At 63.5% G+C, this 26575-nt stretch carries 27 protein-coding genes; 10 read left to right on the top strand and 17 right to left on the bottom strand.

Annotation, left to right across the window (positions count from 1 at the left end; translation table 11 throughout):
* Window positions 1-66: 66 nt before the first annotated feature.
* Window positions 67-297: a PP0621 family protein gene (locus NGM28_RS16560; protein WP_240064592.1), complete on the top strand. Its 231-nt coding sequence runs from the start codon at window positions 67-69 to the stop codon at window positions 295-297.
* A gap of 57 nt (window positions 298-354) precedes the next feature.
* Here the strand turns inward: NGM28_RS16560 and NGM28_RS16555 are convergent, their stop codons facing one another.
* From NGM28_RS16555 to rplU, 5 genes are all read right to left on the bottom strand, one after another.
* Window positions 355-801 (bottom strand): CreA family protein, encoded by a 447-nt coding sequence (locus NGM28_RS16555; protein WP_240064657.1) that lies wholly within the window; start codon window positions 799-801, stop codon window positions 355-357.
* A 23-nt stretch (window positions 802-824) separates the two neighbouring features.
* On the bottom strand, window positions 825-1943 hold the full coding sequence (gene proB / locus NGM28_RS16550; protein ID WP_252090789.1) for a glutamate 5-kinase: 1119 nt from the start codon (window positions 1941-1943) through the stop codon (window positions 825-827).
* A gap of 87 nt (window positions 1944-2030) precedes the next feature.
* Window positions 2031-3254 carry an Obg family GTPase CgtA gene (gene cgtA / locus NGM28_RS16545; RefSeq protein WP_240064594.1) on the bottom strand — a complete coding sequence of 408 codons (1224 nt, stop codon included), beginning with the start codon at window positions 3252-3254 and terminating at the stop codon, window positions 2031-2033.
* A 187-nt stretch (window positions 3255-3441) separates the two neighbouring features.
* Complete coding sequence (rpmA, locus tag NGM28_RS16540) at window positions 3442-3699, bottom strand: 50S ribosomal protein L27 (protein ID WP_003247464.1); 258 nt, start codon at window positions 3697-3699, stop codon at window positions 3442-3444.
* A 37-nt stretch (window positions 3700-3736) separates the two neighbouring features.
* Window positions 3737-4051 (bottom strand): 50S ribosomal protein L21, encoded by a 315-nt coding sequence (rplU, locus tag NGM28_RS16535; RefSeq protein WP_011532169.1) that lies wholly within the window; start codon window positions 4049-4051, stop codon window positions 3737-3739.
* A 245-nt stretch (window positions 4052-4296) separates the two neighbouring features.
* On the opposite strand from rplU, the gene NGM28_RS16530 reads away from it, so the two are divergent.
* The 3 genes from NGM28_RS16530 to NGM28_RS16520 all read left to right on the top strand — a co-directional run bounded on the left by NGM28_RS16530 (window position 4297) and on the right by NGM28_RS16520 (window position 6166).
* The gene (locus NGM28_RS16530) at window positions 4297-5265 is read left to right on the top strand and encodes a polyprenyl synthetase family protein (RefSeq protein WP_213659546.1); all 969 of its coding nucleotides are present in this window, start codon (window positions 4297-4299) and stop codon (window positions 5263-5265) included.
* Between the two features lie 166 nt (window positions 5266-5431).
* Window positions 5432-5773, top strand: a complete 342-nt coding sequence (locus NGM28_RS16525; RefSeq protein WP_240064595.1) for a zinc ribbon domain-containing protein YjdM — start codon at window positions 5432-5434, stop codon at window positions 5771-5773.
* Between the two features lie 147 nt (window positions 5774-5920).
* Window positions 5921-6166, top strand: coding sequence for a PA4570 family protein (locus NGM28_RS16520; protein ID WP_011532166.1), 246 nt, complete (start codon window positions 5921-5923; stop codon window positions 6164-6166).
* A gap of 75 nt (window positions 6167-6241) precedes the next feature.
* Here NGM28_RS16520 and bamJ read toward each other — a convergent pair whose 3' ends face one another.
* From bamJ to NGM28_RS16495, 5 genes are all read right to left on the bottom strand, one after another.
* Window positions 6242-6859, bottom strand: coding sequence for a BamJ family beta-barrel-assembly machinery protein (gene bamJ, locus NGM28_RS16515; RefSeq protein WP_240064596.1), 618 nt, complete (start codon window positions 6857-6859; stop codon window positions 6242-6244).
* 86 nt (window positions 6860-6945) lie between these two features.
* On the bottom strand, window positions 6946-7251 hold the full coding sequence (locus tag NGM28_RS16510) for a DUF6482 family protein (RefSeq protein ID WP_240064597.1): 306 nt from the start codon (window positions 7249-7251) through the stop codon (window positions 6946-6948).
* A 161-nt stretch (window positions 7252-7412) separates the two neighbouring features.
* Window positions 7413-7901 carry a TIGR00645 family protein gene (locus NGM28_RS16505; protein WP_011532163.1) on the bottom strand — a complete coding sequence of 163 codons (489 nt, stop codon included), beginning with the start codon at window positions 7899-7901 and terminating at the stop codon, window positions 7413-7415.
* Between the two features lie 168 nt (window positions 7902-8069).
* Window positions 8070-8408: a PA4575 family protein gene (locus NGM28_RS16500; RefSeq protein ID WP_011532162.1), complete on the bottom strand. Its 339-nt coding sequence runs from the start codon at window positions 8406-8408 to the stop codon at window positions 8070-8072.
* 162 nt (window positions 8409-8570) lie between these two features.
* Window positions 8571-11009 carry a Lon protease family protein gene (locus tag NGM28_RS16495; RefSeq protein ID WP_252090788.1) on the bottom strand — a complete coding sequence of 813 codons (2439 nt, stop codon included), beginning with the start codon at window positions 11007-11009 and terminating at the stop codon, window positions 8571-8573.
* 253 nt (window positions 11010-11262) lie between these two features.
* Between NGM28_RS16495 and NGM28_RS16490 the strand changes: the two genes are divergently transcribed.
* From NGM28_RS16490 to NGM28_RS16475, 4 genes are all read left to right on the top strand, one after another.
* Entirely contained in the window at window positions 11263-11751 is a 489-nt protein-coding gene (locus tag NGM28_RS16490) for a DUF3015 domain-containing protein (RefSeq protein WP_213659541.1), read from the top strand.
* Window positions 11752-11829: 78 nt separating this feature from the next.
* Window positions 11830-13683 carry an Lnb N-terminal periplasmic domain-containing protein gene (locus NGM28_RS16485; RefSeq protein ID WP_252090787.1) on the top strand — a complete coding sequence of 618 codons (1854 nt, stop codon included), beginning with the start codon at window positions 11830-11832 and terminating at the stop codon, window positions 13681-13683.
* 138 nt (window positions 13684-13821) lie between these two features.
* On the top strand, window positions 13822-14178 hold the full coding sequence (locus NGM28_RS16480) for a hypothetical protein (protein WP_252090786.1): 357 nt from the start codon (window positions 13822-13824) through the stop codon (window positions 14176-14178).
* Between the two features lie 150 nt (window positions 14179-14328).
* A complete protein-coding gene (locus tag NGM28_RS16475) occupies window positions 14329-14826 on the top strand; it encodes a GreA/GreB family elongation factor (protein WP_240064601.1) in 498 nt (165 codons plus the stop codon).
* Between the two features lie 82 nt (window positions 14827-14908).
* Here the strand turns inward: NGM28_RS16475 and gdhA are convergent, their stop codons facing one another.
* The 3 genes from gdhA to NGM28_RS16460 form a co-directional block, all read right to left on the bottom strand.
* The gene (gene gdhA, locus NGM28_RS16470; RefSeq protein WP_252090785.1) at window positions 14909-16249 is read right to left on the bottom strand and encodes an NADP-specific glutamate dehydrogenase; all 1341 of its coding nucleotides are present in this window, start codon (window positions 16247-16249) and stop codon (window positions 14909-14911) included.
* A gap of 286 nt (window positions 16250-16535) precedes the next feature.
* Window positions 16536-18203 (bottom strand): energy-dependent translational throttle protein EttA, encoded by a 1668-nt coding sequence (gene ettA / locus NGM28_RS16465; RefSeq protein ID WP_240064603.1) that lies wholly within the window; start codon window positions 18201-18203, stop codon window positions 16536-16538.
* Between the two features lie 257 nt (window positions 18204-18460).
* A complete protein-coding gene (locus NGM28_RS16460) occupies window positions 18461-18847 on the bottom strand; it encodes a hypothetical protein (protein WP_240064604.1) in 387 nt (128 codons plus the stop codon).
* A 252-nt stretch (window positions 18848-19099) separates the two neighbouring features.
* Between NGM28_RS16460 and NGM28_RS16455 the strand changes: the two genes are divergently transcribed.
* Both NGM28_RS16455 and glyA read left to right on the top strand, forming a co-directional pair.
* A complete protein-coding gene (locus NGM28_RS16455) occupies window positions 19100-22930 on the top strand; it encodes a sensor domain-containing protein (protein WP_252090784.1) in 3831 nt (1276 codons plus the stop codon).
* A 310-nt stretch (window positions 22931-23240) separates the two neighbouring features.
* The gene (gene glyA / locus NGM28_RS16450; RefSeq protein WP_240064606.1) at window positions 23241-24494 is read left to right on the top strand and encodes a serine hydroxymethyltransferase; all 1254 of its coding nucleotides are present in this window, start codon (window positions 23241-23243) and stop codon (window positions 24492-24494) included.
* 60 nt (window positions 24495-24554) lie between these two features.
* Here the strand turns inward: glyA and NGM28_RS16445 are convergent, their stop codons facing one another.
* The 4 genes from NGM28_RS16445 to NGM28_RS16430 form a co-directional block, all read right to left on the bottom strand.
* Window positions 24555-24854: a helix-turn-helix domain-containing protein gene (locus NGM28_RS16445; RefSeq protein ID WP_240064607.1), complete on the bottom strand. Its 300-nt coding sequence runs from the start codon at window positions 24852-24854 to the stop codon at window positions 24555-24557.
* On the bottom strand, window positions 24851-25204 hold the full coding sequence (locus NGM28_RS16440; RefSeq protein ID WP_252090839.1) for a type II toxin-antitoxin system RelE/ParE family toxin: 354 nt from the start codon (window positions 25202-25204) through the stop codon (window positions 24851-24853). Before NGM28_RS16440 ends, NGM28_RS16445 begins: the two co-directional genes overlap by 4 nt.
* Window positions 25205-25319: 115 nt before the next feature.
* Window positions 25320-26297 carry a GTPase gene (yjiA, locus tag NGM28_RS16435; protein ID WP_252090783.1) on the bottom strand — a complete coding sequence of 326 codons (978 nt, stop codon included), beginning with the start codon at window positions 26295-26297 and terminating at the stop codon, window positions 25320-25322.
* A 79-nt stretch (window positions 26298-26376) separates the two neighbouring features.
* On the bottom strand, window positions 26377-26574 hold the full coding sequence (locus tag NGM28_RS16430; RefSeq protein ID WP_050706909.1) for a YbdD/YjiX family protein: 198 nt from the start codon (window positions 26572-26574) through the stop codon (window positions 26377-26379).
* Between the last annotated feature and the right edge of the window lies 1 nt (window position 26575).

The following is a 26575-nucleotide window of genomic DNA, read 5'->3' as shown; positions in this document are numbered from 1 at the left end:
GAGGCCTCCCTTTTTTATTGCCTGCGTCCTAGACTGTCGGCTTCTTTTCTCGACAAGCTGGACACCATGGTTCGCCTACTTTTCTGGATCGCCCTGATCGCCGCCGCGTTCTGGCTGTGGCGCAAGTTCAAGACCAGCCAGCAGTCCCCCGCCGAACCACGGCTGGAGGACCCGCTGAAGATGGTGCGTTGCGCCCATTGCGGCGTGCACTTGCCCAATGACCGGGCGCTGCAGCAGGGCAAGGAGTGGTACTGCAGCCAGCAACATTTGCAGCAGGGGCCAGGCCAGCAGCGCTGACCGACGCTTTCGCACGTACCGCGAAGGGAGGCCGAAGGCCTCCCACTGTTCAGGACGTTATTGCTGAGCCCACGGCACGATCGGAATCGCCGTCACCGCATTCTGCGGGCTGCCTTCGATCACGCGGTCGCTGTACACCAGGTACACCAGCGTATTGCGTTTCTTGTCGAGGAAGCGCACCACCTGCATGGTCTTGAATACCAGCGAGGTGCGCTCCTTGAATACCTCTTCGCCATCCTTCAAGTCACCCTTGAAGTGGATCGGCCCCACCTGGCGGCAGGCGATCGAGGCTTCGGCACGGTCCTCGGCCAACCCCAGGCCACCCTTGATACCGCCCGTCTTGGCCCGCGACAGGTAGCAGGTCACGCCATCAACCTTCGGGTCATCGAACGCCTCGACCACGATCCGGTCGTTCGGCCCGACGAACTTGAACACGGTGGACACCTGGCCGATCTCCTCGGCCCCGGCCAGCATTGGCAGCATCAGCGCCGCCACGGCAAACATCCTTTTCAGCACGGTAATCTCCTTCAGACCAGAACCAGGTTGTCGCGGTGCACCAGCTCAGGCTCGGCACTGTAGCCCAGCAGGTTCTCGATGGCATCGGACGGCTGGCCGATGATCTTCTGCGCCTCCAGGGCGCTGTAGTTGGCCAGGCCGCGGGCGATCTCCTGGCCATCCGGGCCGACGCAAACCACCATCTCGCCACGGCGGAAGCTGCCCTGCACGGTTTTCACGCCCACCGGCAGCAGGCTCTTGTTGGCCTGACGCAGCGCCTGCACGGCACCATCGTCGAGCACCAGGGTGCCACGAGTCTGCAGGTGGCCAGCCAGCCACTGCTTGCGGGCGGCAAGCATGCCGCGCTCGGGCGACAGCAGGGTGCCCAGGCGCTCGCCCGCCTTCAGGCGGTCCAGCACGCGCTCGATGCGCCCACCGATGATGATGGTGTGAGCACCAGAGCGGGCAGCCAGGCGGGCGGCGCGCAGTTTGGTCTGCATGCCGCCACGGCCCAGGGCGCCGCCAGTGCCACCGGCCACGGCATCCAGCGCCGGGTCGTCGGCACGGGCTTCGTAGATGAGCTGGGCTTCGGGGTTGTTGCGCGGGTCGGCATCAAACATGCCATCGCGGTCGGTGAGGATCACCAGCAGGTCGGCCTCGACCAGGTTGGCCACCAGGGCAGCCAGGGTGTCGTTGTCGCCGAAGCGGATCTCGTCGGTGACCACGGTGTCATTCTCGTTGATCACCGGCACCACGCCCAGGTCGACCAACGTGCGCAGGGTGCTGCGTGCGTTGAGGTAGCGCTTGCGGTCGGAGAGGTCGTCGTGGGTCAGCAAGATTTGTGCGGTGTGCTTGCCGTGCTCGCCGAAGCTCGACTCCCAGGCCTGTACCAGGCGCATCTGGCCGATCGAGGCGGCGGCCTGCAGCTCGTTCATCGCACTCGGTCGCGACGTCCAGCCCAGCTGGCTCATGCCGGCGGCCACGGCCCCGGAGGACACCAGCACCAGTTCCACGCCCGCTTCGCGCAGGGCCACCATCTGCTCGACCCACACCGCCATGGCGCCGCGGTCCAGCCCCTTGCCATCGGCGGTCAGCAGCGCGCTGCCGATCTTCACGACCCAGCGCTGGGCGCCAGTCACCTTGCTTCGCATCTTCTCTTCCAACCTATGTCGAATCTGTAGATACCGTGGATACAAAAACGCCGCTCCAGAGAGCGGCGTTTAGTGTACTGCAACCGATCAGTCGCGCACGTAAATGATTTCCGGGCCGTCTTCGTCGTCCTCGAAATCATCCCAGTCGTCATCGTCGCCGATGTCGTGCACGCTCTTGACGCCGGTGCGGCGCAAGGTGCGGGCGTCGTCCAGGGCCTGCAGCTGGGCGCGAGCCTCGTCCTCGATGCGCTGGTCGAGCTCGGCCAGTTCTTCGGCGTAGGCCGGGTCGTTGGCCAGGCGGTCGGCGCGGTCTTCGAGATAACGCATCAGGTCGTGGCTGAGCTTCTCGGTGCCCTGCTTGGCGATGGCCGAGATCACGTAGACCGGGCCATCCCAGTTCAGGCGCTCGACCACTTCCTTGACGCGCTCGTCGCGCTCGTCATCCATGATCATGTCGGCCTTGTTCAGCACCAGCCAACGCTCACGGTCGACCAGCGCCGGGCTGAACTGCGCCAGCTCGTTGATGATCACTTCGGCGGCATCGGCCGGGCTGCTGCCGTCCAGCGGCGCCAGGTCGACCAGGTGCAGCAGCACGCGGGTACGGGCCAGGTGCTTGAGGAAGCGGATACCCAGGCCTGCGCCTTCGGAGGCGCCTTCGATCAAGCCGGGGATGTCGGCAATGACGAAGCTCTTCCAGCGGTCGACGCTGACCACGCCCAGGTTGGGGACCAGGGTGGTGAACGGGTAGTCGGCGACTTTCGGCTTGGCGGCCGACACCGAACGGATGAAGGTGCTCTTGCCGGCGTTCGGCAAGCCCAGCAGGCCAACGTCGGCCAGCACTTTCATTTCCATCTTCAGGTCGCGCTGGTCGCCCGGCTTGCCTGGCGTGGTCTGGCGCGGTGCACGGTTGGTGCTGGACTTGAAGCGGGTGTTGCCCAGGCCATGCCAGCCGCCTTGGGCGACCATCAGCTTCTGGCCGGGGGTGATCAGGTCGCCGATGACTTCCTGCGTGGAAGCGTCGATCACGGTGGTGCCGACCGGCACGCGCAGGAACAGGTCGTCGCCTTTCTTGCCGGTGCAGTCGGTGCTGCCGCCGTTGGAGCCGCGCTGGGCTTCATGATGGCGGGTATAGCGATAGTCGACGAGGGTGTTGAGGTTCTCGTCGGCCACCATGTACACCGAGCCGCCGTCGCCGCCGTCACCACCGTTGGGGCCACCGTTCTCGATGAATTTCTCGCGGCGGAAGCTCATGCAACCGTTGCCGCCATCACCGGCTTTTACCCGGATCGATACTTCGTCTACAAACTTCATTCAAAACCGCCTCTCGCCGGTTGGCGAGTTGAATACTGAAAACCTGAGGCTCTTGCAAAAATGAGCGCGGCGGCCCCGTACGACCGTAGAAACCCACGCCGGCAGCCCATACAAACAGCTTTGCAAGAGGCTCACCACAAACGAAAAAGCCCCGTCGCATGACGGGGCTTCTGGAGCGACGTCGCGATTAAGCGGCGACGATGCTCACGTAACGGCGCATGAACTCGCCTTTTTTCTCGAACTTGATCACGCCTTCGATCTTGGCGAACAAGGTGTGATCCTTGCCCATGCCAACGCCGTAGCCAGCGTGGAATTCGGTACCGCGCTGACGGACGATGATGTTGCCCGGCTTGATAACCTGGCCGCCATACATCTTCACGCCAAGGCGTTTAGATTCTGAGTCGCGACCGTTACGAGTACTACCACCAGCCTTCTTGTGAGCCATGGTTCAATTCTCCAATAAATTCAGGGGATCGGGGCGATTAAGCCTGGATACCGGTGATTTTGATCTCGGTGAACCACTGGCGGTGGCCCATGCGCTTCATGTGGTGCTTACGACGACGGAACTTGATGATGCGAACCTTGTCGTGGCGGCCTTGGGAAACGACTTCGGCCACTACTTTAGCGCCAGCAACAACTGGAGCACCGATGGTGACGTCGTCACCGTTGGCGACCAGCAGGACGCGATCGAAAGTCACGGATTCGCCAGTGGCGACTTCCAGCTTCTCGATCTTGAGGAATTCACCTTCAGCGACTTTGTACTGCTTGCCGCCGGTAACGATTACTGCGTAAGACATGGTATTTCTCCGATAATCCTGCTCACCCAGCGCTTTATATGATGAGTATTGGCTGGCATGGCTGCACAAGGCTGGAAAGGCCCGGCGCAATTGCGTAAGGCAGGTGCTGCCCAGGAAAGTTAGGGTGCGCGATTGTACGCAACCCTATAAATGCTTGCAAGTGCCGGCCCGGGGCCACGGCCACCGCGCCTTGACACACCACTACCCGCGACCTAGCATGCCGCGCAACCTCAATGGAGCAGCCGATGCAACCCCAAACCTTCTACCGCGCGGTAGCTGATGATTTCAGCGCCGTCGACGAGATCATCAAGAAGCAGCTGACCTCGCGCGTGCCGCTGGTATCGAAGATCGGCGACTATATCACGTCCGCCGGCGGCAAGCGCCTGCGCCCGCTGCTGGTGCTGCTGTGCGGCAAGGCCCTGGGCCGCGAAGGCGACGACCTGCGCCTGCTGGCGGCGACCATCGAGTTCCTGCACACCGCCACGCTGCTGCACGACGACGTGGTCGACATGTCCGGCATGCGCCGCGGCCGTTCCACCGCCAACGCCCTGTGGGGCAACGCCCCGAGCGTGCTGGTGGGCGACTTCCTCTATTCGCGCTCGTTCGAGATGATGGTCGAGCTGGGCTCGATGCCGGTCATGCAGATCCTCTCCAAGGCCACCCGCGTGATCGCCGAGGGTGAAGTGCTGCAGCTATCGCGCGTGCGCGACGCCAGCACCACCGAGGAAATCTACATGGACGTCATCCGCGGCAAGACCGCGATGCTGTTCGAGGCCTCGACCCACAGCGCCGCCGCGCTGGCCGGCGCCAGCGACGAACAGCGCGAGGCCCTGCGCACCTTTGGTGACCACCTGGGCGTGGCCTTCCAGCTGGTCGATGACCTGCTGGACTACAAGGGCGACTCGGAAACCCTGGGCAAGAACGTCGGCGACGACCTGGCCGAAGGCAAGCCGACGCTGCCACTGATCTACGCCATGCGCGAAGGCACCCCGGAACAAGCGGCGCTGGTGCGCCAGGCGATCCAGAAGGGTGGCCTCGAGGACCTGGAGCAGATTCGCATCGCTGTCGAAGCCTCCGGCGCCCTGGCCTACACCGCGCAGATGGCCCGTGACTACGTCGCCCGCGCCATCGCCTGCCTGGAAGTGCTGCCGGCCAGCGAGTACCGGGATGCGCTGGTCGAGCTGAGCGAATTCGCGGTAGCACGCACGCACTAAACACATCGCGTCGCCTTTTTCGCGGGTAAACCCGCTCCTACAGGTCCACCACTTACCTGTAGGAGCGGGTTTACCCGCGAATGCTTTTGCACAGGCAAAGCACATTTCCCAGGCAAAACCTTATACAATGTGCGCCTTTGTTCGTCTGTACTTGAAAGGAAAAGCCGTGAGCACTCTGCCACCCTGCCCCCAATGCAACTCCGAATACACCTACGAGGATGGCACCCAGCTGATCTGCCCCGAATGCGCCCACGAGTGGTCGGCCAGTGGCGAAGCCGATGCCGCCAGCGATGACGTGGTGAAGAAGGATTCGGTTGGCAACGTCCTGCAGGACGGCGACACCGTCACCGTGATCAAGGACCTCAAGGTCAAGGGCTCGTCGCTGGTGGTCAAGGTCGGTACCAAGGTCAAGAACATCCGCCTGTGCGACGGTGACCACGACATCGACTGCAAGATCGACGGCATCGGTGCGATGAAGCTGAAGTCCGAGTTCGTCCGCAAGGTCTGACTCCCCCTCGGGGCTGCCCATCGGGCGGCCCTGACAGATCCTGCAACGGGATCGTCCGCACCATTCGGAAGAAATCTTCCAATAGTCCCTTGCTATTTTGATAATAAGAATTATTCTCATTGGAACCGCTATCCAAGGAGAATAGCCATGACCTATCTGATCGACGCCTGGCTCGACCGCCCCCACCCCTACCTGCGCATCCTGCATCGCGAGACTGGCGAAGTCTGTGCCGTGCTTGAAGAAGACGCGCTCGACGAACTGCGCGACCAGGGCGACCTGGATCTTACCGGGTTGAACTCGAGTGAACCGGGGGTGCTCAAGGAGGTGGTGCGCAACCTGTTCCTGTTCTGCTATGCACGGGCGTTGCGCCCAGGGGGAACGGATTGGAACTGAAAAGCTTCGCCGGCAAGCCGGCTCCTACGGGACGCATTCGCAATCTGTAGGAGCCGGCTTGCCGGCGAACAGGCATTACAGAACGTCGAGCAGCTCGACGTCGAACACCAGCACGCTGTGCGGCGGGATGCTGCCAACGCCTTGGGCGCCGTAGGCCAGCTCGCTTGGCACGTACAGGCGCCATTTGCTGCCGGCGTTCATCAGTTGCAGGGCTTCGGTCCAGCCAGCGATCACACCACCGACCGGGAACTCAGCCGGTTGGCCGCGCTCGTAGGAGCTGTCGAACACGGTGCCGTCGATCAGGGTGCCGTGGTAGTGGGTACGCACGTTGTCTTCGCGCGAGGGCTTGGCGCCCTCGCCTGCGGTCAGCACTTCGTACTGCAGGCCCGAGGCCAGGGTGACGATGCCTTCACGCTTGGCGTTACCGGCGAGGAACTCCTTGCCAATGGCAGCGGCGGCTTCAGCCTTGGCTGCGGCTTCGGCTTGCATCACTTCGCGGATGACTTTGAAAGCAGCCGACAGGTCGGCTTCGCTGACACGGCTGTCGGCGCCGTTGAAGGCGTCGGTCAGGCCGGCCACGATGGCCTCCAGGTTGACGCCCGGTGGCGGGTTGTCGCGCAGCTGGCCGCCCAGCTGGCGGCCGATGCCGTAGCTGACGCGGGTTTCGTCGGTGGACAGGTTGAGTTCGGACATGGGCTTGCTCCACTTAAGGGCGCACTGCATCCGCGCCCTTGATGAAAAGGGCGAGCAGCCTAGCACACTGGCGCGGCGTGAAGCAGCTACCAGGCCGAACGCTGGGAAATCGGGACCTTGAGGTCTTCTTCCGGGTGCGTGCCCAGGCCGCACATCTCGTCCTGCACGGACCAGTGCACCAGGTTCATCGACAGCAGGGGAAGTGATTGCAGGTGCTGCCGTGCATCCTCGACCGAGTGCACGCGCAGGCGCTTGCCACGGGCATCGTCCAGGGGGTGGGCGCGGCCCTTGACCCGGGCCTCGAGCAGGTAGTCACCGCCTTCGATGGCGATCAGGTTGAGTTCGTCGACATGGCCGGCCCTGGCCTCGATATTGAGCTGATGCAGGTTCATGGGCGTACCTCGCTGCGGGAACCACGCATGAGTGCTCATTTTTTGTACAGCATCGACAAAAGCGCAAGCCACCGCCCATCGCAAACTTTTGTAGGAGCCAGCTTGCTGGCGAACCCTTGCTACCCCGGTTCGCCAGCAAGCTGGCTCCTACAACTGCGGGATCAGTGCTTGGTGATGCGGTCCAGATAACCCATGACGAACGCCGAGACAACGAAGGTCATGTGGATGATCACGTACCACATCAGGTAGTCGGTGGAGATGTTCTGCGCATCCATGAATACCCGCAGCAGGTGTATCGAGGAGATGGCGACGATGGAGGCGGCGACTTTCATCTTCAGCGACGAAGAGTCCATCTTGCCGAGCCAGCTCAGCTTCTCCTTGCTGTCGTCGATGTCCAGCTGCGAAACGAAGTTCTCGTAGCCCGAGATCATCACCATCACCAGCAGGCCGCCGACCAGCGACATGTCGATCAACGACAGGATCACCAGGACCAGGTCCGCCTCGGCCAGGGTGAAGACATTGGGCAGGACATGGATGATTTCCTGGAAGAACTTCAGCGCCAGTGCCAGCAGGCCCAGCGAGAGGCCGAAGTAGATGGGGGCGAGCAGCCAGCGCGAGGCATACATCGCATTTTCGAGGATACGTTCCATGGACAAGGACTCTTGAGGTGACTGGAAAAGCGGGCGCGAGTATAGCCAGCCACCTGTGACAGCAAAAGCCTATGGTCGTTTTGCGATACACCTGTAGGAGCCAGCCTTGCTGGCGAACCAGGGCAGCCGGGTTCGCCAGCAAGGCTGGCTCCTACGAAGATCATAAATTCAGGTTTCCGGATGGAACTGGTAGTCCCCCAGATTCCGGCAGCGCTCGCCGTTGATCTTGCGCAGTTGCGCCTGCAGGTGCAGGCACCAGATCTGCGGGTCTTGCGCGACCTGGTAACCATGGAGGGTGAGGCTGTCGACGATGGCATTCATCACCGACTCGGCCACCAGCGGACCATGGAACGGCCCCTGGGCCTTGATCGCCGAGGGTTGTTCGCCGGCCATGCCGGCGGCGAAGAGCAAGGTCCACATGCCGTTGTCGCCAGCCAATGGACGAATGCAGCATTCGATGCGGGTCACCAGGCCCAGGCACTGGCGGGTGAGGCTGAGGTTGCGCATGGCGGCGTCCCCTCTGTGAAGCCCTGTTCAGCCCGAAACCGTCGGGCTGTTTCCATCCTGAACCCTGATACTGTCCCTAAGTTCCACTTTAGCCGACCTGCGGAAAAGTTAGAAAACCGGCGCTGAACGGTAGCACTTGGCCGCCAGCGCCGATTTATTGACTCAAGCAGGCTTGGCTTGGGCGATGACCTCCTCCAGCCGCTCCTTCTCGGCTTCCTTGATCTCTTCCTCGCTGATCATCTCGGCGATCACCCGCAGGCGCTCCACCACCCGCGCGTTGACACTGCCTTCAGCGAACTCGCCCTTGTCGTCCAGGGCACCGGCTTCTTCGCCCACCAGCAGGCTCAGGGCCTCGTCGGCCTGGCTCACGGCGTAGACATGGAACTGCCCGGTCTCGACCGCCTGCAGCACACGCTCGTCCAGCATCAGCGTGGCGACGTTGGCCCGCGGGATGATCACCCCTTGCTCGCCGGTCAGGCCACGGGCTTCGCAGAGGCGGAAGAAGCCTTCGATCTTCTCGTTCACCCCACCCACTGCCTGCACTTCACCGAACTGGTTGATCGAGCCGGTGATGGCGAAGCACTGCTTGAGCGGCGTGCGCGACAACGCCGAGATCAAGGTGCAGGCCTCGCCCAGCGAAGCGCTGTCACCGTCGACGTAGCCGTACGACTGCTCCAGGGCGATGCTCGCCGAGATCGCCAGCGGGAATTCCTGGGCGTAGCGGCTGCCCAGGTAACCGGTCAGGATCATCACCCCTTTGGAGTGGATCGGCTGCCCCAGGTTGACCTCGCGCTCGATGTCGACGATACCGCTGCCGCCCGGGTAGACGGTGGCGGAGATCCGCGCCGGCATGCCGAATGCCGAGTCGCCGACTTCGAGCACGGTCAGGCCGTTGCACTTGCCGATGGCCGCGCCTTCGGTGTCGATCAGGATGATGCCGGCGAGCATGTCGTCGAGCACCCGCTGCGACACGCGCCCGGTGCGCGTGGCCTTGGCCTTGAGCGCCCGCTCGATGTGCCCGGCATCGGTCATGGTTTCATTGGCCAGCTGGCGAATGAAATCCGCCTCGCTGACCAGCTGGAACAGGTCGCCGATGCGCGCCGAAAGCCGCGACTGGTTCTCCGCCAGGCGTGCGCTGTAGGTGGCCAGGCGCGCCACCGCGTCGCTGGTCAGCGGCGCCATGCCCTCTTCATTGGTGCGGGTGCGCAACAGCTGGGCGAACTGCTCCAGGTTCTCGTCGACCATCGGCATGTCTTCGTCGAAGTCGACCAGCACCCGGAACATCTCCTGGAAGTCCGAGTCGTGGTCCTGCAGCGCGTAGTACAGCTGGCGCGAACCGATGATCACCAGCTTGACGTTGAGCGGGATCATCTGCGGCGTCAGGCTGACCGTGGCGACGCGGCCCAGTTCGCCCAACGGCGATTCCATCTTCAGCTTGCGCGACTGCAGGGCGCGCTTGAGGGCATCCCAGACGAACGGTTCGCCGAGCATCTTCTCGGCTTCGAGAATCAGGAAACCGCCGTTGGCGCGGTGCAAGGCCCCCGCCCGCAGCTGACGATAGGAGGTGTACAGCGCGCCCTGGTCGGTGCTGTATTCGATCCGCCCGAACAGGTTGTCGTAGGTCGGGTGCGGTTCGAACACCACCGGCGCGCCGCCCTTGCCGGGGTGGCCGACCACCAGGTTGGGCGCGTATTGCTCTTCGAGCATCTTGCGCGCCACGGCGTCGGTCTTGCTGTCATCGACCAGTTGCTCGACCACGGTGCGCAGCAGGTTCAGCTGGACGGACTGCAGGTAGGCGCAAACCGCGGCGTTTTCCGCGTACTTCTGCGACAGCGGCGCCAGCAGGGGCTGCAAGGCCAGGGTGATGGTCTCTTCGTTGAGCTGGCGCAGCTGATTGTTCGACTCACGCTTCCATTGCGGCAGGCTCGACAGCTCTTCGTTCAAGCGCTCCTCGAGTTCGGCGATGTCCTCGTGGAAGCGCTCACGCACCTCTTCCGGCAATTGGGCGAACTCGGCTTCGTCCAGCGCCTTGCCGTCGCCCATCGGCGTGAAAGCGACATTGCTGCTGTCGCGGTACAGGGCCACATCCTTTTCCAGCGAGGCGCGCTCGATGACATCCAGGGCACGGTCGTAACGCTGGTTGAAGGCGCGGTCGATGGCGCTTTTCTTCTGCTGGTAGGAGGGGTGCTCGAACACCGCCGGGAAGGTCGCCAGCAGGTTGTCGATCAGCCCGTTCATGTCGCTGATGAACGCGTTGGCGCTGCCGGCCGGCAACTCCAGCGCGCGAGGCTCGCGGGAATCCTCGAAATTGTTCACGTACAGCCAGTCGGCGGGCGTGTGCTGGCGCTTGCCCTCGGCTTTCAGGTACCGCTTCACGAACGAGAACCGGCCAGTGCCGGGCTCGCCCATCACATACACGTTGTAACCCGGGCGCGGCATGGCCACGCCGAACTGCAGGGCCTCGACGGCACGCTCCTGGCCCAGGACACCACGAAACGGCTCCAGATCGTCTGTGTTGGAGAAGGCAAACTGTTCAGCGGAGAAACGCCGGGTCAGGGCTTCGGGCGCGAGACGCAGGCGCGAGGCGACAGGATCGGGCATTGGGTTTCCTTACTTCGGCGGGGCGGATGACCGCATTCTGGCGCTGCCAGCGCGCAGCGGCAAGGCTGCGCGAGACTTTATGTCGCAGCCCAACCCTACCGATCACGCTAGCAATTTTTCGCAATAAACAACGCAACCTTTGGATCGTGCCTAAACTCCAAACTGCGCGGGGGCCGTAAGGCCTTTCCGACCTGGCAACCGCGTTGCCAGAACCCTGACCATTGGTATGCCACTTGAGAATGAGAACAACGCTATGAAACGGATTCTTCTGGGTACCCTGTTCGCCGCAGTCTCGATCAACGCCATGGCCGAAGCGCCGGGCGGCCCGAACTGTGGCTGGGGCAACATGCTGTTCGAGGGCCAGCGCGGTACACCGGCCCACTTCCTCGCCTCCACCACCAACGGCACTTCCGGCAACGCAACCTTCGGCATGACCTCGGGCACCAACGGCTGCTCGACCAAGGCCTCACTCACCTACGGCGGCAAGTCCTGGTTCGCCATGAACGGCATGATGAACGAGCTGTCCGAGGACATGGCCAAGGGCCAGGGCGAAGCCCTGACCACCTATGCCGTGGTCCTGGGCGTGGCACCTGAAGACCGCGCGCATTTCGCCGCCGTCACCCACGAGCACTTCCAGCAGATCTTCAGCAGCGCCAACGTGACAGCGCAAGCGGTCCACAGCAACACCCTGGCCGTGCTCAAGCGCGACCCGCAACTGGCCAAGTACGCCACCGAGGCTTGAGACCCGCGCCTCCCGCCCCGGCACCGGGGCGGGCTTGGCGATTCATCTTTCGGCATCATCAGGAAGTAGTTGCCCGACATGCTCAAACGCCTCGCATCCCTGGCGCTACTGGTCAGCGCCCCGCTTCACGCCGCACCACAGATCGACCCGGCCCGCGCGCAGCAGCTGGCCGCCACGCCCTACTGGATCGCCCTGGGCCACTACGAGACCGCCAAGCTCGGCGGTTGGCGCAGCTATGTGGATGACCCGCGCTTCTTCCTCGCCGAAGACGGCGCCCACCATCCCGACCAGGAGCTCGCGGCCACGGTGACGGCGCTGTACGCCCCGGCGAGCCTCGGCGACAAGCATCCCCAGTGCGTGTTCCCGGCCCGCACCCGCTGGCTGCGCGAGCAACTGGCGCTGAACGACCTGCCACGCCCGGACTGCCAGGAATTCAACACCTGGTACACGTCCATCGACCCGCACAGCGCAGCGCTGATCTTCCCGGCCGCCTACCTCAACAGCCCGTCGTCGATGTTCGGCCATACGCTGCTGCGTATCGACCAGTCGAACACCCGCCGCGACGACACGACACTGCTGAGCTACGCGATCAACTTCGGCGCCTACATCGAAGGCAGCGACAACAGCATCCTCTACGCCTGGAAAGGCCTGATGGGCGGCTACCCGGGCCTGTTCGCGATGATGCCCTACCAGGAGAAACTCTCCGAGTACCGCAGCCTGGAGAACCGCGACCTGTGGGAGTACCAGCTGGACCTGACCCCGGAAGAGACCGGGCGCATGGTCGAGCATGTGTGGGAGCTCAAGCAGATCAAGTTCGACTACTTCTTTTTCGACGAGAACTGCTCCTACCGCCTGCTGGAACTGCTGCAGGTGGCACGCCCGAGCCTGGACCTGACCTCGCAGTTCCCGCTGACCGCCATCCCCACCGACACCGTCAAGGCGGTCAAGCAGTCCGGGCTGGTGACGGACGTGCGCTACCGCCCTTCACGCGAACGCGAGTTGCTGGCCCGCGCCGAACCGCTCGACCACGCCGAACAACAGCAAGTGCTGGCCATCAGTGCCGACACTGGGCATCTGCAAAGCACCGCTTTCACCGCCCTGCCCCGCGACCGCCAGGCGCTGGTGCAGGACGCCGCCTATCGCCTGGAGCGCTACCGGGCCAATGGCCAGGAGCGCGACGCCGGCCAGGCCGCGCGCAGTTTCGAGCTGCTCAAGGCGATCAACCGCAACCCGCCACCACCGCTGCAGATCGAACGCCCCGGCCTGCCGGAGGACGGTCACCAGTCGCGCACCTGGCAATTGGGCGTGGGCACGCGCGAGGACCGGGCGTTTGCCGAATACGGCCTGCGCATGGCCTATCACGACCTCAACGACAACCTGTACGGTTTCCCGCTCGGCGCTCAGATCGAGATCCTCCAGCTCAAGCTGCGCCAGTACGAGGGCAACGACTGGCAGGTGCAGCGCCTCGACCTGGCCACCATCCGCTCGTTGACGCCGCGCAACGCGCTGCTCAAGCCGTGGTCGTGGCAGGTCGCCGGGGGGCTTGAACGGGTGCCGGGCAAGCATGGCGACGAGGTGCTGGTCAGCCACGTCAATGGCGGTGCCGGTGGCACCTGGCAGCTGACCGACGACCTGCTCGGCTTCGCCTTGGGGACGGCACGGGTGGAGCACCACAACGACTTCGCCGAGTTCATCTCGCCGGCAGCCGGGTTCAATGGCGGGTTGCTGTGGCGCAACGGGCTGGGCAACTTGACCCTGGAAGCCAAGGGCGACTACTTCACCAATGGCGAGGTAAGGCGTAGCGTCAGCCTGAACCAGCAGTGGGAAATCAACCGGGACCTGGGGTTGAGGTTGAGCGCTTCGCGGCAGTTCAGCCAGTTGGCCACGGCGCAGAACGAGGTGATGCTGGAATTGAAGTGGTACCAGTATTGAAGATCGGCCGGCAAGTGCTCCTCGTAGGAGCCGGCCTGCCGGCGAACAGCCCCGCCGCGATCCTTCGACAGCGTTTTGACATCCCGCCAACAATTCACCCCCTAGACTTTCCACCATCACGTCAAAGGTCTTGTGGATATGTCGCAGTACTGGTTGGGCCTGTGTGTCGCGTTGCTGCTGGCCGGATGTGAAACCACCCATGATCAGATGGTCAATCAAGGCTATCCCCCCGCCTACGCCGACGGCTTCCAGGATGGCTGCAGCAGCGGTCGCCAGGCCGCCGGGCTGATGGCCGGCGACTTTCGCAAGGACGTCCCGCGCTACCTGCACAACCGCCAGTACGAAAGCGGCTGGGACGATGGTTTTCGCCAGTGCCACGCCATGCAGTCCAACGAAGACCTGCGCGAATACCGCGAGCGCTACTGGGACGAGCGCGACCGCGAGTGGCAGCAGGAAAAGGACCGCGACGCCGCCCGCGCCTACCGTCGCAACTAGACGTCGCAAACGGACATTTCAGCTTCAAGCTTCAAGCTTCAAGCGATAAGCTCCAAGCAGAAGCCAACGAGCCATAGGGTTGAGCACCTTTCCCTGCCACTCTCGATCAGCTTGCAGCTTGCAGCTTGCAGCTTGCAGCTTGGAGCTTGAATGAGCCGAGCATTCGTCAACGAGGACCAGGCCGCCGCCCAGGCCAGCCAGCCGGTGGAGCGGCGCGTCAGCGACCAGCCCAACTATGTGACCGCCAGCGGCCTGGCCCAGTTGCAGCAACGCGTGGCCGCGCTGAAAGCGCTGCACGGCGAACTGCTGGCCGAAGGCGATCGCGCCGATAAGCAGCGCCTGGCCGACACCGAACGCGACCTGCGTTACTTTACGTCCCGCGTGCAGAGCGCACAGCAGGTGCCCGCCGCCACGTCCACGCAGAAGGTGCAGATTGGCAGCCGGGTGCGGTTTGTCGATGAGGATGGCCAGGAGCACCAGGTACAGTTGGTGGGTGAAGATCAGGCCGATGCCCTGCATGGGCTGATCAATTGGGGCTCGCCCTTGGGGCGTGCACTGCTGGGGGCTGGGCCTGGGGATGAAGTGTTGTGGCGACGACCTGTGGGGGATCAGCAGATCGAGATCGTCTTGATCGAGCCCGAGGCATGAGCGCCCATTCGCCGGCAAGCCGGCTCCTACAGGAACAGCGCTAATCCTGTAGGAGCCGGCTTGCCGGCGAATGGGCTGTAAATCAGACCACGCCCTGCGCCAGCATGGCATCGGCAACTTTCACGAAGCCCGCGATGTTGGCGCCTTTCACATAGTTGATGCGGCCATCGGCCTCTTCGCCGTAATGCACACAGGCATGGTGGATCGACTGCATGATGTGGTGCAGCTTGCTGTCCACTTCACCGGCGGTCCACAACAGGCGCATGGCGTTCTGCGACATTTCCAGGCCCGACACCGCCACGCCACCGGCGTTGGAAGCCTTGCCCGGGGCATAGAGAATACCGGCCTCGATAAAGATATCCACAGCGTCGAGGGTAGTCGGCATGTTCGCGCCTTCAGCCACGCAGATGCAGCCATTGCGCAGCAGGGTACGGGCGTCGTCGGCGTTCAGCTCGTTCTGGGTGGCGCACGGCAGCGCGATATCGCACGCCAGGCTCCACGGTGTCTGGCCCTTGCGGAACTCGAGGCCGAAGCGCCCGGCCAGCTCGCTGATACGACCACGCTTGACGTTCTTCAGCTCCATCAGCGCATCCCACTGCTCATCCCTCAGCCCGGCTTCGCAGAACAGGGTGCCTTCGGAGTCGGACAGCGAAATCACCTTGCCACCCAGGTCCATCACCTTGCGCGCGGCATATTGGGCGACGTTGCCCGAACCAGAGATCGCCACGCGGCGACCATCGATGCGCAGGTCCCGGCGCTTGAGCATCTCTTCGGCGAAGTACACGCAGCCGTAGCCGGTGGCTTCCGGGCGGATCAGGCTGCCGCCGTAGGTCATGCCCTTGCCGGTCAGCACCGAGGTGAACTGGTTGGCCAGGCGCTTGTACTGGCCGAACAGGAAGCCGATCTCACGGGCACCGACGCCGATATCACCGGCCGGCACGTCCAAGTCGGCGCCAATGTGGCGGTACAGCTCGCTCATGAACGCCTGGCAGAAGCGCATGACTTCCGCGTCGCTCTTGCCCTTGGGGTCGAAGTCCGAACCGCCCTTGCCACCGCCCATGGGCAACGACGTCAGCGAGTTCTTGAACACCTGCTCGAAGGCCAGGAACTTGAGCACGCCCAGGTTCACCGACGGGTGGAAGCGCAGGCCGCCCTTGTACGGGCCGATGGCGCTGCTCATCTGGATGCGATAGCCACGGTTGACCTGGACCTTGCCCTGGTCATCGACCCACGACACGCGGAACAGCACGGCGCGCTCGGGCTCGACCATGCGTTCGAGGATGCCAGCTTCGAGGTAGTGGGGATTCTGTTCGAGGAAGGGCCACAGGCTGCGCAGCACCTCCTCCACGGCCTGGTGGAATTCGGGCTGGGCCGGGTCGCGCTGTTGCAGACGTGCCAGGAAATGGTCGACGGATTCGATCATGGTAGACATCTCACCAAGAGGGATTGTTTTTGGTTTTTTCAGGAATGTACCAAGAACCAATCGCACTGGAACAGGGCGCAATGTCGTTTTTATGAAATTATTTGGTGCATTTTCTATAAGTGTATACAAAGCATGAATCGCGTCGCTGCTTCGCGGATAAATCCGCTCCTACAGGAAAGGCCGGTAATACGGCACCTGTAGGAGCCGGCTTGCAGGCGAACAGGCCGAAAACCAGGCACAAAAATGGGGCCCCGAAGGGCCCCATTTTTGCGCAGCGAAAACCGGCTTACTGGGCCAGTTTCTTGTGACGCACACGGTGCGGCTGGGCAGCGGCGTCGCCCAGGCGCTTCTTGCGATCGGCTTCGTACTCGGTGTAGTTGCCTTCGAAGAACACCACATTCGAATCGTCTTCGTACGCCAGGATGTGGGTCGCCACGCGGTCCAGGAACCAACGGTCGTGGGAGATCACGATGGCGGCGCCCGGGAAGTCCAGCAGGGCTTCCTCCAGCGAACGCAGGGTTTCGACGTCGAGGTCGTTGGATGGTTCGTCGAGCAGCAGGACGTTGCCGCCCTCTTTCAGCGTCAGGGCCAGGTGCAGACGGCCACGCTCACCACCGGAGAGGTCCTTGACGAACTTCTGCTGGTCGCCGCCCTTGAAGTTGAAGCGGCCGACGTAGGTGCGCGACGGGATCTCGTAGTTGCCAATGCGGATCTGGTCGGAACCGTCGGAGATCTGCTGGAACACGGTCTTGCTGCCGTCCAGGTCCTCGCGGCTCTGGTCGACACAGGCCAGTTGCACGGTCTCGCCGATCTCGATGCTGCCCGAATCCGGCTGTTCCTTGCCCATCAGCATGCGGAACAGGGTCGACTTACCGGCACCGTTACCACCGATCACACCGACGATGGCACCTTTGGGCATGGCGAACGACAGGTTGTCGATCAGCACGCGGTCGCCATAGCCTTTGGAGACGTTCTTGAACTCGATGACCTTGTCGCCCAGGCGTGGGCCGGCCGGGATGTAGATCTCGTTGGTCTCGCTGCGCTTCTGGAATTCCTGCGACTGCATCTCTTCGAAGCGCTGCAGACGAGCCTTGGACTTGGACTGGCGGGCCTTGGCGCCTTTGCGCACCCACTCCAGTTCTTCCTTCATGGCTTTCTCGTGGGCGCTTTGCTGCTTGGATTCCTGCGCCAGACGCTCCGACTTGGCTTCCAGCCAACCCGAGTAGTTGCCTTCGTACGGGATGCCCGCGCCGCGGTCCAGTTCGAGGATCCAGCCGGCCACGTTGTCGAGGAAGTAACGGTCGTGGGTGATCGCCACCACGGTGCCCGGGAAGTCGTGGAGGAAGCGCTCCAGCCAGGCCACCGAGTCGGCGTCCAGGTGGTTGGTCGGTTCGTCCAGCAGCAGCATGTCGGGGGCCGACAGCAACAGGCGGCACAGGGCCACGCGGCGCTTCTCGCCACCGGACAGGTGCTCGATCTTCGCGTCCCAGGCCGGCAGGCGCAGGGCGTCGGCGGCGACGTCCAGCTGGCGCTCCAGGTTGTGGCCGTCGGCGGCTTGCAGGATAGCCTCGAGCTTGGCCTGCTCGGCGGCCAGCTTGTCGAAGTCGGCATCAGGCTCGGCGTAGGCGGCGTAGACCTCGTCCAGGCGGGCCTGGGCGTCCTTGATCACGCTGACCGCTTCCTCGACCACTTCACGCACGGTCTTGCTCGGATCCAGCTGCGGCTCCTGGGGCAGGTAGCCGACGTTGATGTCGGGCATCGGACGGGCTTCGCCGTCGAATTCCTTGTCGACGCCCGCCATGATTCGCAGCAGGGTCGATTTACCCGCGCCGTTCAGGCCCAGCACGCCGATCTTGGCGCCCGGGAAGAACGACAGGGAAATGTTCTTGAGAATTTCCCGCTTCGGCGGCACGACCTTGCTCAGCCGATGCATGGTGTAGACGTATTGAGCCAAAACCAAGCCCTCTATCAGATAGGTAAAGACATCGACGATCGCCCCGGCCACGTGACCAGGGGGATGTGTTTACGGGGTGTCATTGAACAAAGTGGGCCATTCTACGCCAAGTGACGGCGTTGCACAGATGGGCAGATGGCAGGATGGGGCCGCGTTGCGGCCCTCTCGCAACACAAGGCCGCTCCCACACGGTCGATGTACGACTGTGGGAGCGGCCTTGTGTCGCGATCGAGGACGAAGTCCTCGCCGAGGCCAACTCAGACGTGGGACTGTTTGACCTTGCCACGCGGCAGGCGGCAACGGTCCGACTGCTCGGCCAGGCGCGCGGCCCAGGCGGCCTTGACGCTGAAGCCGCCGCTGCGGGCAGCCTTCTCGACGGCCTTGGCCGGCTTGGCGGCTGGTGCGCTGGTCACCTTGGCCGCCGGTTTGGCCACGACTTCAGCCGGTTGCGCAGCCGCCTTGGCGGTCTTGCGCAGTTCGGCCAGCGATGGCGTCTTGCTCTTCGAGGCGGCAGCCTCCGGCTTGGCCAGCGAGCGCTGGCAGGTCTTGCAGGACACGTCCTCGGCCACGGCAGTGCTGACCAGCGTCTCACTGCTACGCCCACAGGCGGAATCGAGGCCATTGGTGGAATAGTGGGTAACCAAAACCGTACTTCTCCGATGCGTTGACTATTGAAGCGGGCGGCATTCTCGCACAGGTCTTAGGGTCTTGCCGAACCGGCGTGACCGGTTGCAGCTCGACAGGAGACATACGGACTGGCACTTTGCCATATTTGAAGGCATGCTAGGCGGCTTCACTTGTGCGGCTTATAGTGCGCCCGACGCGCGCGGCACGCGCCATGCATGCACCGTGGAAACAGCCCCTGCCATCGTCAGCCAAATCGCAGGACCCAACGCTTGACCAATCTCACGCACTCGTCACCCCTGCGCCCTGCCAATTCATCGGCCGGCACACACCTGCGTGGCTCGCTCAAGGGGGCACTGGCCCTGCTGGCGCTGGTTTTGCTGGGGTTGCTGCTGTGGCAACTGTTCACCCAGTTCCGTCACACCCAGGCCGACCTGCGCCAGCAGAGCCTGGCAACCAGCGCCGAACTCGCCGACCACCTGGGCCTGAACATGGCGCTCAAGGCCCAGCAGGCGCTGAATCTGGTCCAGCCCTACGTCAAACCTCCGGCGCCCGCCGCCCTGCCCAGCCTGTTCGCGACGCTGCACGCGCGCCTCCCTGCGCTGCGCCACATGGCCTGGCTGGACAGCGCCGGGCAGGTGCGCAGCGACACCCTGGACGGCAGCCCCGACCGCCAGATGATTGACGAGATCCTGCAACTGAACCAGGGGCGCGTCTATTTCTACAGCAACGCGCCCGACAACCAATTGGTCTACCTGTTGTTGCGCCAAAGCGCCGAGCAGGATCGCGGCTACTGGCTGCTGCGGCTGAGCCCTGCCTATTACAAGGAGCTGACCCAGCACCTGGACGCCTCGGGCCACCCATCGTGGCTGCTGGAAAACAGTCGCAACGGCGAAGTCATCGAACGCCACGGCACGCAACCGGCCAGCAACGAGCCGTTGCAGAGTGTGATGCTGGCCTTCATCGACAACAGTACCTGGCAGCTGCGCGGCCTGTTCGACGCGGGCCTGGCCCGCGACAAGCTGCTCCCGGCATTGATCGGCAAGTGTGTGCTGGTGCTGTTCTGCGCCCTGCTGCCGGTGCTCGCCCTGATCAACATGCGCCGCCGCCAGCGCGCCCTGCAGGAAGACCGGCGCCGCTACCAGGAGATCTTCGAAGGCACGGGCGTGGCCCTGTGCGTGCTCGACCTGTCCAGCCTGCCCGGCCAGCTTGACCGCTACCACCTGCGCAATCACGCGGCCCTGCGCCACAGCCTGGCCCTGGACGCCAACCTGCGACGCTCGCTGCTGGCGGAGCTGAAGATCACCGAGATCAACCAGGTTGCCCGCCAGTTGCTCAACGTCGATTGCCACCAGGGCGCCTGGCAGCGCCTGATCGAAGGCAGTGGCGATGGCCGTGACAGTGTCGGCATGCAACTGATCGACGCGCTGATCGAGGCACGTGAACAGCTTGAGCTGGAAGTCCGCCTCCCCGCACCACTGGGCGGCGAGCTGCACCTGTGGCTGATGGTGCGCATGCCCCAACAACGTCGCGACTTCCAGGCAGTGATCTTGAGCATCAGCGATATCACCAGCCGCAAGCAGGTGGAGCTGTCCCTGCTCGAGCGCGAGGGTTTCTGGTCGGACGTGGTACGCACCGTGCCCGACCAGCTGTACGTACAAGATGTGCAAAGCCAGCGGATGATCTTCAGCAACCGCCACCTCGGCCAGACCCTGGGCTACGACCGCGCCGAACTGGCACAGATGGGCGAGCGCTTCTGGGAGTTGCTGCTGCACCCCGAGGACGCCGCCCACTACCGCGCCCTGCGCCAGCAACAGCTGGACACCAGCTACGGCCAGTCGCTGCATTGCCAGTTGCGCTTCCGCCACCGTGATGGCGGCTGGCGCTGCTACGACATCCGCGAGCAGGTGCTGACCCGCGACAGCGACGGCCAGGTCACCCGCATCATCGGCGTGGGCAAGGACGTCACGGTGCAGATCGAGGCCAGCGAATCGCTGCGCGACAGCGAGCAGCGCTACCGCATGCTCGCCGAAAGCATCAGCGACGTGATCTTCTCCACCGACAACCAGCTGCGGCTCAACTACGTCAGCCCGTCGGTGCTGGCGGTGCTGGGCTACCAGGCCGACTGGATCTTCGCCAACGGCTGGCAGTCGATCATCGCCAACCCCGCCCAGCTCTCCGGCGCCTATGACCTGATCGAACGGGTCAGCAAGGCACAGGGTGACGCCGAACAACTGGCCCAGTTGCGCACCACCCTGCCCACGCAACTGTTCCTGTTCGACTGCCTGCGCGCCGATGGCCGCAAGATCCCCATCGAACTGCGCCTGGTACTGGTGTGGGATGAGCACGAACGCTTCGAGGGCGTGCTGGGCGTGGGCCGCGACATCAGCCAGCAACGCCGGGCCGAGAAAGACCTGCGCATGGCGGCCACGGTATTCGAGCACTCGACCTCGGCCATCCTGATCACCGACCCGGCCGGCTACATCGTCCAGGCCAACGAAGCGTTCAGCCGGGTCAGCGGCTACGCCGTCGCCGAAGTGCTCGACCAACTGCCGGGCATGCTCACCGTCGAGCACCAGCAGGACGCGCACCTGGGCTATGTGCTCAAGCAGCTCAACCAGCGCGGCAGCTGGGAGGGCGAGGTGTTCCTCAAACGGCGCAACGGCGAGCACTATCCGGCGTGGGTGGGCATCACCGCGGTGCTCGACGATGAAGGCGACCTGGCCAGCTACGTGTGTTTCTTCACCGACATCAGCGAACGCAAGGCCAGCGAGCAACGCATCCACCGCCTGGCCTACTACGACGCCCTGACCCACCTGCCCAACCGCACGCTGTTCCAGGACCGCCTGTACACCGCCCTGCAGCAGGCCGAGCGGCAGAAGGCCTGGGTGGTGCTGATGTTCCTCGACCTCGACCGTTTCAAGCCGATCAACGACTCCCTTGGCCACGCCGCGGGCGATCGCATGCTCAAGGACATGGCCGAGCGCTTGCTGGCCTGTGTCGACAACGACGACACCGTGGCACGCATGGGCGGTGACGAGTTCACCCTGCTGCTGCAACCGAAGGCCACTCGCGAGCTGGCGCTCAACCGTGCCATCCATGTGGCCGAGCACATCCTCGAAAGCCTGGTGACCCCGTTCGTGCTGGAGAACCGCGAGTTCTTCGTCACCGCCAGCATCGGCATCGCCCTGAGCCCGCAGGACGGCAGCGAGCTGAGCCAGCTGATGAAGAACGCCGACACCGCCATGTACCACGCCAAGGAACGCGGCAAGAACAACTTCCAGTTCTACCAGGCCGACATGAACGCCAGCGCCCTGGAGCGCCTGGAGCTGGAGAGCGACCTGCGCCATGCCCTGGAGCAGAACGAGTTCATCCTCTACTACCAGCCGCAGTTCAGCGGCGACGGCAAGCGCCTGACCGGCGCCGAAGCCCTGCTGCGCTGGCGCCACCCGACCCGCGGCCTGGTGCCGCCTGGCGACTTCATCCCGGTGATCGAGGAGCTGGGCCTGGTCGTGGATGTGGGCGACTGGGTGCTGCACGAAGCCTGCCGCCAGCTCAAGGCCTGGCACAAGGACAAGGTGCGGGTACCGAAGGTGTCGGTGAACATCTCGGCTCGGCAATTCTCCGACGGCCAACTGGGCACGCGGATCGCCACCATCCTGGAGGAAACCGGCCTGCCTCCGGCGTGCCTGGAGCTGGAGCTGACCGAAAGCATCCTGATGCGCGAGGTCAATGAAGCCATGCAGATCCTCGACAGCCTGAAAAACCTCGGCCTGAGCATCGCGGTCGACGACTTTGGTACCGGCTACTCGTCGCTCAACTACCTCAAGCAGTTCCCCATCGACGTGCTGAAGATCGACCGCACCTTCGTCGACGGCCTGCCCGAGGGCGAGCAGGACGCACAGATCGCCCGGGCGATCATCGCCATGGCCCACAGCCTGAACCTGGCGGTGATCGCCGAGGGTGTGGAGACTCACGAACAGCTGGAGTTCCTGCGCGAGCACGGTTGCGACGAAGTGCAGGGCTACCTGTTCGGCCGGCCGATGCCGGCCAACCAGTTCGAGGCGCAGTTCAGCAACGAAACGCTGTTCATGTTCCAGTGACCGCCCACTATCACACGATCCCTGCAGGAGCGGCCTTGAGCCGCGAAAGGACCGCAAAGCGGTCCCGGCGATATTTGCGTCAACACTAGAACTGGGGCTGCTACGCAGCCCTTTCGCGGCTCAAGGCCGCTCCTACAGCGGTACAGCGCCGAACTGAAAAAAGCGGACCCAAAAGTCAACTCAAGCCCAGACACGGCGCGGCCTGCAACATGAAGCCCATTGGTCCGCGACTTGATGCCACTTCATATGCCAGCGGCGAATCAATCGGTTAGAATGCCCCCCCAATTCAGCCCGATCCTTGAGGACCGCCATGTTCAGCCGTGATTTGACCATTGCCAAGTACGACGCCGAGCTCTTCGAAGCCATGCAGCAAGAAGCCCTGCGCCAGGAAGAGCATATCGAGCTGATCGCTTCGGAAAACTACACCAGCCCGGCGGTCATGGAGGCCCAGGGTTCGGTTCTGACCAACAAGTACGCCGAAGGCTACCCAGGCAAGCGCTACTACGGTGGTTGCGAGTACGTCGACGTGGTCGAGCAACTGGCCATCGACCGCGCCAAGGAGCTGTTCGGCGCCGACTACGCCAACGTCCAGCCGCACGCCGGCTCCCAAGCCAACGCCGCTGTCTACCTGGCGCTGCTGTCCGCCGGTGACACCATCCTGGGCATGAGCCTGGCCCACGGCGGTCACCTGACCCACGGCGCCAGCGTTTCCTCCTCGGGCAAGCTGTACAACGCCATCCAATACGGCATCGACGCCAACGGCCTGATCGACTACGACGAAGTCGAGCGTCTGGCTGTTGAGCACAAGCCGAAGATGATCGTCGCCGGCTTCTCCGCCTACTCGCAGGTCCTGGACTTCCCACGCTTCCGCGAAATCGCCGACAAGGTCGGTGCCTACCTGTTCGTCGACATGGCCCACGTAGCCGGCCTGGTTGCCGCAGGCGTGTACCCGAACCCGGTTCCGTTCGCCGACGTGGTCACCACCACCACCCACAAGACCCTGCGCGGTCCACGTGGTGGCCTGATCCTGGCTCGCGCCAACGCCGACATCGAGAAGAAGCTGAACTCCGCCGTCTTCCCGGGCGCCCAGGGTGGCCCGCTGGAGCACGTCATCGCCGCCAAGGCGATCTGCTTCAAGGAAGCCCTGCAGCCTGAGTTCAAGGCTTACCAGCAGCAAGTCGTGAAAAACGCCCAGGCCATGGCCGAAGTGTTCATCGAGCGAGGTTTCGACGTCGTTTCCGGCGGCACCCAGAACCACCTGTTCCTGCTGTCGCTGATCAAGCAGGAAATCTCCGGTAAGGACGCCGACGCTGCCCTGGGCAAGGCTTTCATCACCGTCAACAAGAACTCGGTCCCGAACGACCCGCGTTCGCCGTTCGTCACCTCGGGCCTGCGTTTCGGCACCCCGGCCGTCACCACCCGTGGCTTCAAAGAGGCCGAGTGCCGCGAGCTGGCCGGCTGGATCTGCGACATCCTGGCCGACCTGAACAACGAAGCGGTGATCGACGCCGTGCGTGAGAAGGTCAAGGCCATCTGCAAGAAGCTGCCGGTGTACGGCAACTGATTGGCAGACGCCTGATGTGAAAAAGCCCGGCCATGTGCCGGGCTTTTTCATGGTTGCACCTCATCGGGCTGGCGCTACATCCGGTACGAGGCGTATTTCAACGCGCTGCCCCAGAGCCCTCGCCGCACTGGCCAGTGTAGCCAGCGTCATGCCTGCGTCCGTCTGGTCAAGCGCCCGGTCGACTGCCGTACGACTGGTGTGCATGCGCTCTGCAAGCGCCTTCTTGCTGACCTTCTGCTGCTTCATCGCCTCTATCAGCTGCCAGGCGATCACCCGTTTGAGCGCTGCGGCCGTGACTTCCTCAAGGAGGTCTTCCTCGGCGAGAAAATCATCAAAATCCGAGCCGATGTGCGGATTCATATCGCTTGCCTCCTCAGGCTGGCCCTGCGTTGCTTGGCCAACGCACGGTCGACCGAGGGCGTCTTTTGACTTTTCTTGATGAACCCATGGAGCAATACCATGATCCCATCGGTGATTGTGAACATCACTCGCCCCCCGGTATCTCCCAGATCGACTCGAATTTCCCAGAGCCCGCTCTCCATCTTTCGAACCAGAGGCATACCGAGTGGCCAGCCGATTTGCACGGTCTTGATCTCGGCCCCGATCAGCTGACGCTGATCACGCGGGAGTGCTTTCAACCACTCCCGCACCGGCTCGTTGCCACGTTCACTGCGAAAGAAAACAACGCTGACTTGTGGATGTGCCGCCATCAAGTGTACCAAAAAAGGTACCTCTTTCAAGAGGGGCCACTTAATGCCCCGATGAGTTGGGCGAGGCAAAAAAATGCCGCCATCCGGCGGCATCAACCAGTCAGCTACATCCCACTCATCTGTGGCTTAACGCCTCAAACCCCGCCCGGATCTTCTCCTCCGGCAGCTCATCGGCAATGAACACCATCACGCTTTCCCGCGCTTCGCCATCCTTCCACTCGGCGTCCCAATCAAAGCCATAGAGCTTGAGCACCCCCTGGAACACCAAGCGGCGGTCCTCGCCAGCAATGTTCAGCACGCCCTTGTAGCGCAGCAGCTGCTTGCCATGCGCCTCCAGCAATTCGTTCATGAAGTCGCTGAGGCGGTCGATGTCCAATGGCGTCTCGGTGCGCAATACCAATGTCGATATGCGATCCGGGGTGGTCGGCTTGAGCACAGGGCGCAATGCCGGCTTGAGGCTGATACCCAGGTCCGGGTTGAGGTTGAAGCCGCGCACATCGAGCAGCTCCGCCAGGTCGATACGGCCATGCTCGACCACGCGGATCGCCGCCCGGCCATTGATGCGCGCCAGGCGCTCGCGCAGGGCATCGACCGCCTGCGGCTCGACCAGGTCGGTCTTGCTCAGCAGCAGCCGGTCGGCAAAGCCCACCTGGGCCTGGGCGATGGCCTGGGTCAGGTGCAGTTCGGCGTGGGCCGCGTCGACCAGGGTGACGATGCCGTCGAGGAGGTAGCGATCACGCAGGTCCTCTTCGATGAAGAAGGTCTGCGCCACCGGTGCCGGATCAGCCAGGCCGGTGCATTCGATCACCAGGCGATCGAAGGCGATCTCGCCGGCGTCGAGGCGCTCGAGCAGCAAGTACAGTGCGCGGGTCAGGTCGCCATGGATGCTGCAGCATACGCAACCGTTGGCCAGGGTCATCACTTGCACGGGTTCGTCGCCAAGCAGCTGGCTGTCGATGCCGGCCTCGCTGAACTCGTTCTCGATCACGGCGATCTTCAGGCCGTGCTCGGCCTTGAGCATGTGCTTGAGCAAGGTGGTCTTGCCGGCGCCAAGGAAGCCGGTCAGCACGGTAACGGGAATGGGCGTTTGCACGCAGAAATCTCCTTGGAGCTGAAAATGACAGTGGGAGCCCGGTTGCCCGGGCTCCCACTGAATCACGCATGTCGCGGGTTCAACAGCACTTGGGCCCGGACTTGCCACCATAGCGCGCTTCCTGGCGTTCGCGGAAGAACGCTTCGTAGCTCATCACCGGCTTGTCCGGGTGCTTCTTCTGCATGTGCTCGACATAGTTGTCATAGTCGGGCATGCCGACCATCAGGCGGGCTGCCTGCCCCAGGTACTTACCCAGTCGACCCAGGTCGTTGAACATC

This window comes from Pseudomonas sp. MWU13-3659 (assembly GCF_023757525.1).
Classification (GTDB): domain Bacteria; phylum Pseudomonadota; class Gammaproteobacteria; order Pseudomonadales; family Pseudomonadaceae; genus Aquipseudomonas; species Aquipseudomonas entomophila_E.
The sequence above is the reverse complement of the archived record's forward strand: the minus strand, read 5'-3'. Positions and strand labels throughout refer to the sequence as shown.

What these genes read in the sequence shown, in the direction of transcription:
- NGM28_RS16560 (WP_240064592.1), top strand. Translation starts at nt 67, where the DNA reads ATGGTTCGCCTACTTTTCTGGATCGCCCTGATCGCCGCCGCGTTCTGG.
- NGM28_RS16555 (WP_240064657.1), bottom strand. Translation starts at nt 801, where the DNA reads ATGTTTGCCGTGGCGGCGCTGATGCTGCCAATGCTGGCCGGGGCCGAG.
- proB (WP_252090789.1), bottom strand. Translation starts at nt 1,943, where the DNA reads ATGCGAAGCAAGGTGACTGGCGCCCAGCGCTGGGTCGTGAAGATCGGC.
- cgtA (WP_240064594.1), bottom strand. Translation starts at nt 3,254, where the DNA reads ATGAAGTTTGTAGACGAAGTATCGATCCGGGTAAAAGCCGGTGATGGC.
- rpmA (WP_003247464.1), bottom strand. Translation starts at nt 3,699, where the DNA reads ATGGCTCACAAGAAGGCTGGTGGTAGTACTCGTAACGGTCGCGACTCA.
- rplU (WP_011532169.1), bottom strand. Translation starts at nt 4,051, where the DNA reads ATGTCTTACGCAGTAATCGTTACCGGCGGCAAGCAGTACAAAGTCGCT.
- NGM28_RS16530 (WP_213659546.1), top strand. Translation starts at nt 4,297, where the DNA reads ATGCAACCCCAAACCTTCTACCGCGCGGTAGCTGATGATTTCAGCGCC.
- NGM28_RS16520 (WP_011532166.1), top strand. Translation starts at nt 5,921, where the DNA reads ATGACCTATCTGATCGACGCCTGGCTCGACCGCCCCCACCCCTACCTG.
- bamJ (WP_240064596.1), bottom strand. Translation starts at nt 6,859, where the DNA reads ATGTCCGAACTCAACCTGTCCACCGACGAAACCCGCGTCAGCTACGGC.
- NGM28_RS16510 (WP_240064597.1), bottom strand. Translation starts at nt 7,251, where the DNA reads ATGAACCTGCATCAGCTCAATATCGAGGCCAGGGCCGGCCATGTCGAC.
- NGM28_RS16505 (WP_011532163.1), bottom strand. Translation starts at nt 7,901, where the DNA reads ATGGAACGTATCCTCGAAAATGCGATGTATGCCTCGCGCTGGCTGCTC.
- NGM28_RS16500 (WP_011532162.1), bottom strand. Translation starts at nt 8,408, where the DNA reads ATGCGCAACCTCAGCCTCACCCGCCAGTGCCTGGGCCTGGTGACCCGC.
- NGM28_RS16495 (WP_252090788.1), bottom strand. Translation starts at nt 11,009, where the DNA reads ATGCCCGATCCTGTCGCCTCGCGCCTGCGTCTCGCGCCCGAAGCCCTG.
- NGM28_RS16490 (WP_213659541.1), top strand. Translation starts at nt 11,263, where the DNA reads ATGAAACGGATTCTTCTGGGTACCCTGTTCGCCGCAGTCTCGATCAAC.
- NGM28_RS16485 (WP_252090787.1), top strand. Translation starts at nt 11,830, where the DNA reads ATGCTCAAACGCCTCGCATCCCTGGCGCTACTGGTCAGCGCCCCGCTT.
- NGM28_RS16480 (WP_252090786.1), top strand. Translation starts at nt 13,822, where the DNA reads ATGTCGCAGTACTGGTTGGGCCTGTGTGTCGCGTTGCTGCTGGCCGGA.
- NGM28_RS16475 (WP_240064601.1), top strand. Translation starts at nt 14,329, where the DNA reads ATGAGCCGAGCATTCGTCAACGAGGACCAGGCCGCCGCCCAGGCCAGC.
- gdhA (WP_252090785.1), bottom strand. Translation starts at nt 16,249, where the DNA reads ATGATCGAATCCGTCGACCATTTCCTGGCACGTCTGCAACAGCGCGAC.
- glyA (WP_240064606.1), top strand. Translation starts at nt 23,241, where the DNA reads ATGTTCAGCCGTGATTTGACCATTGCCAAGTACGACGCCGAGCTCTTC.
- NGM28_RS16445 (WP_240064607.1), bottom strand. Translation starts at nt 24,854, where the DNA reads ATGAATCCGCACATCGGCTCGGATTTTGATGATTTTCTCGCCGAGGAA.
- NGM28_RS16440 (WP_252090839.1), bottom strand. Translation starts at nt 25,204, where the DNA reads ATGGCGGCACATCCACAAGTCAGCGTTGTTTTCTTTCGCAGTGAACGT.
- NGM28_RS16430 (WP_050706909.1), bottom strand. Translation starts at nt 26,574, where the DNA reads ATGTTCAACGACCTGGGTCGACTGGGTAAGTACCTGGGGCAGGCAGCC.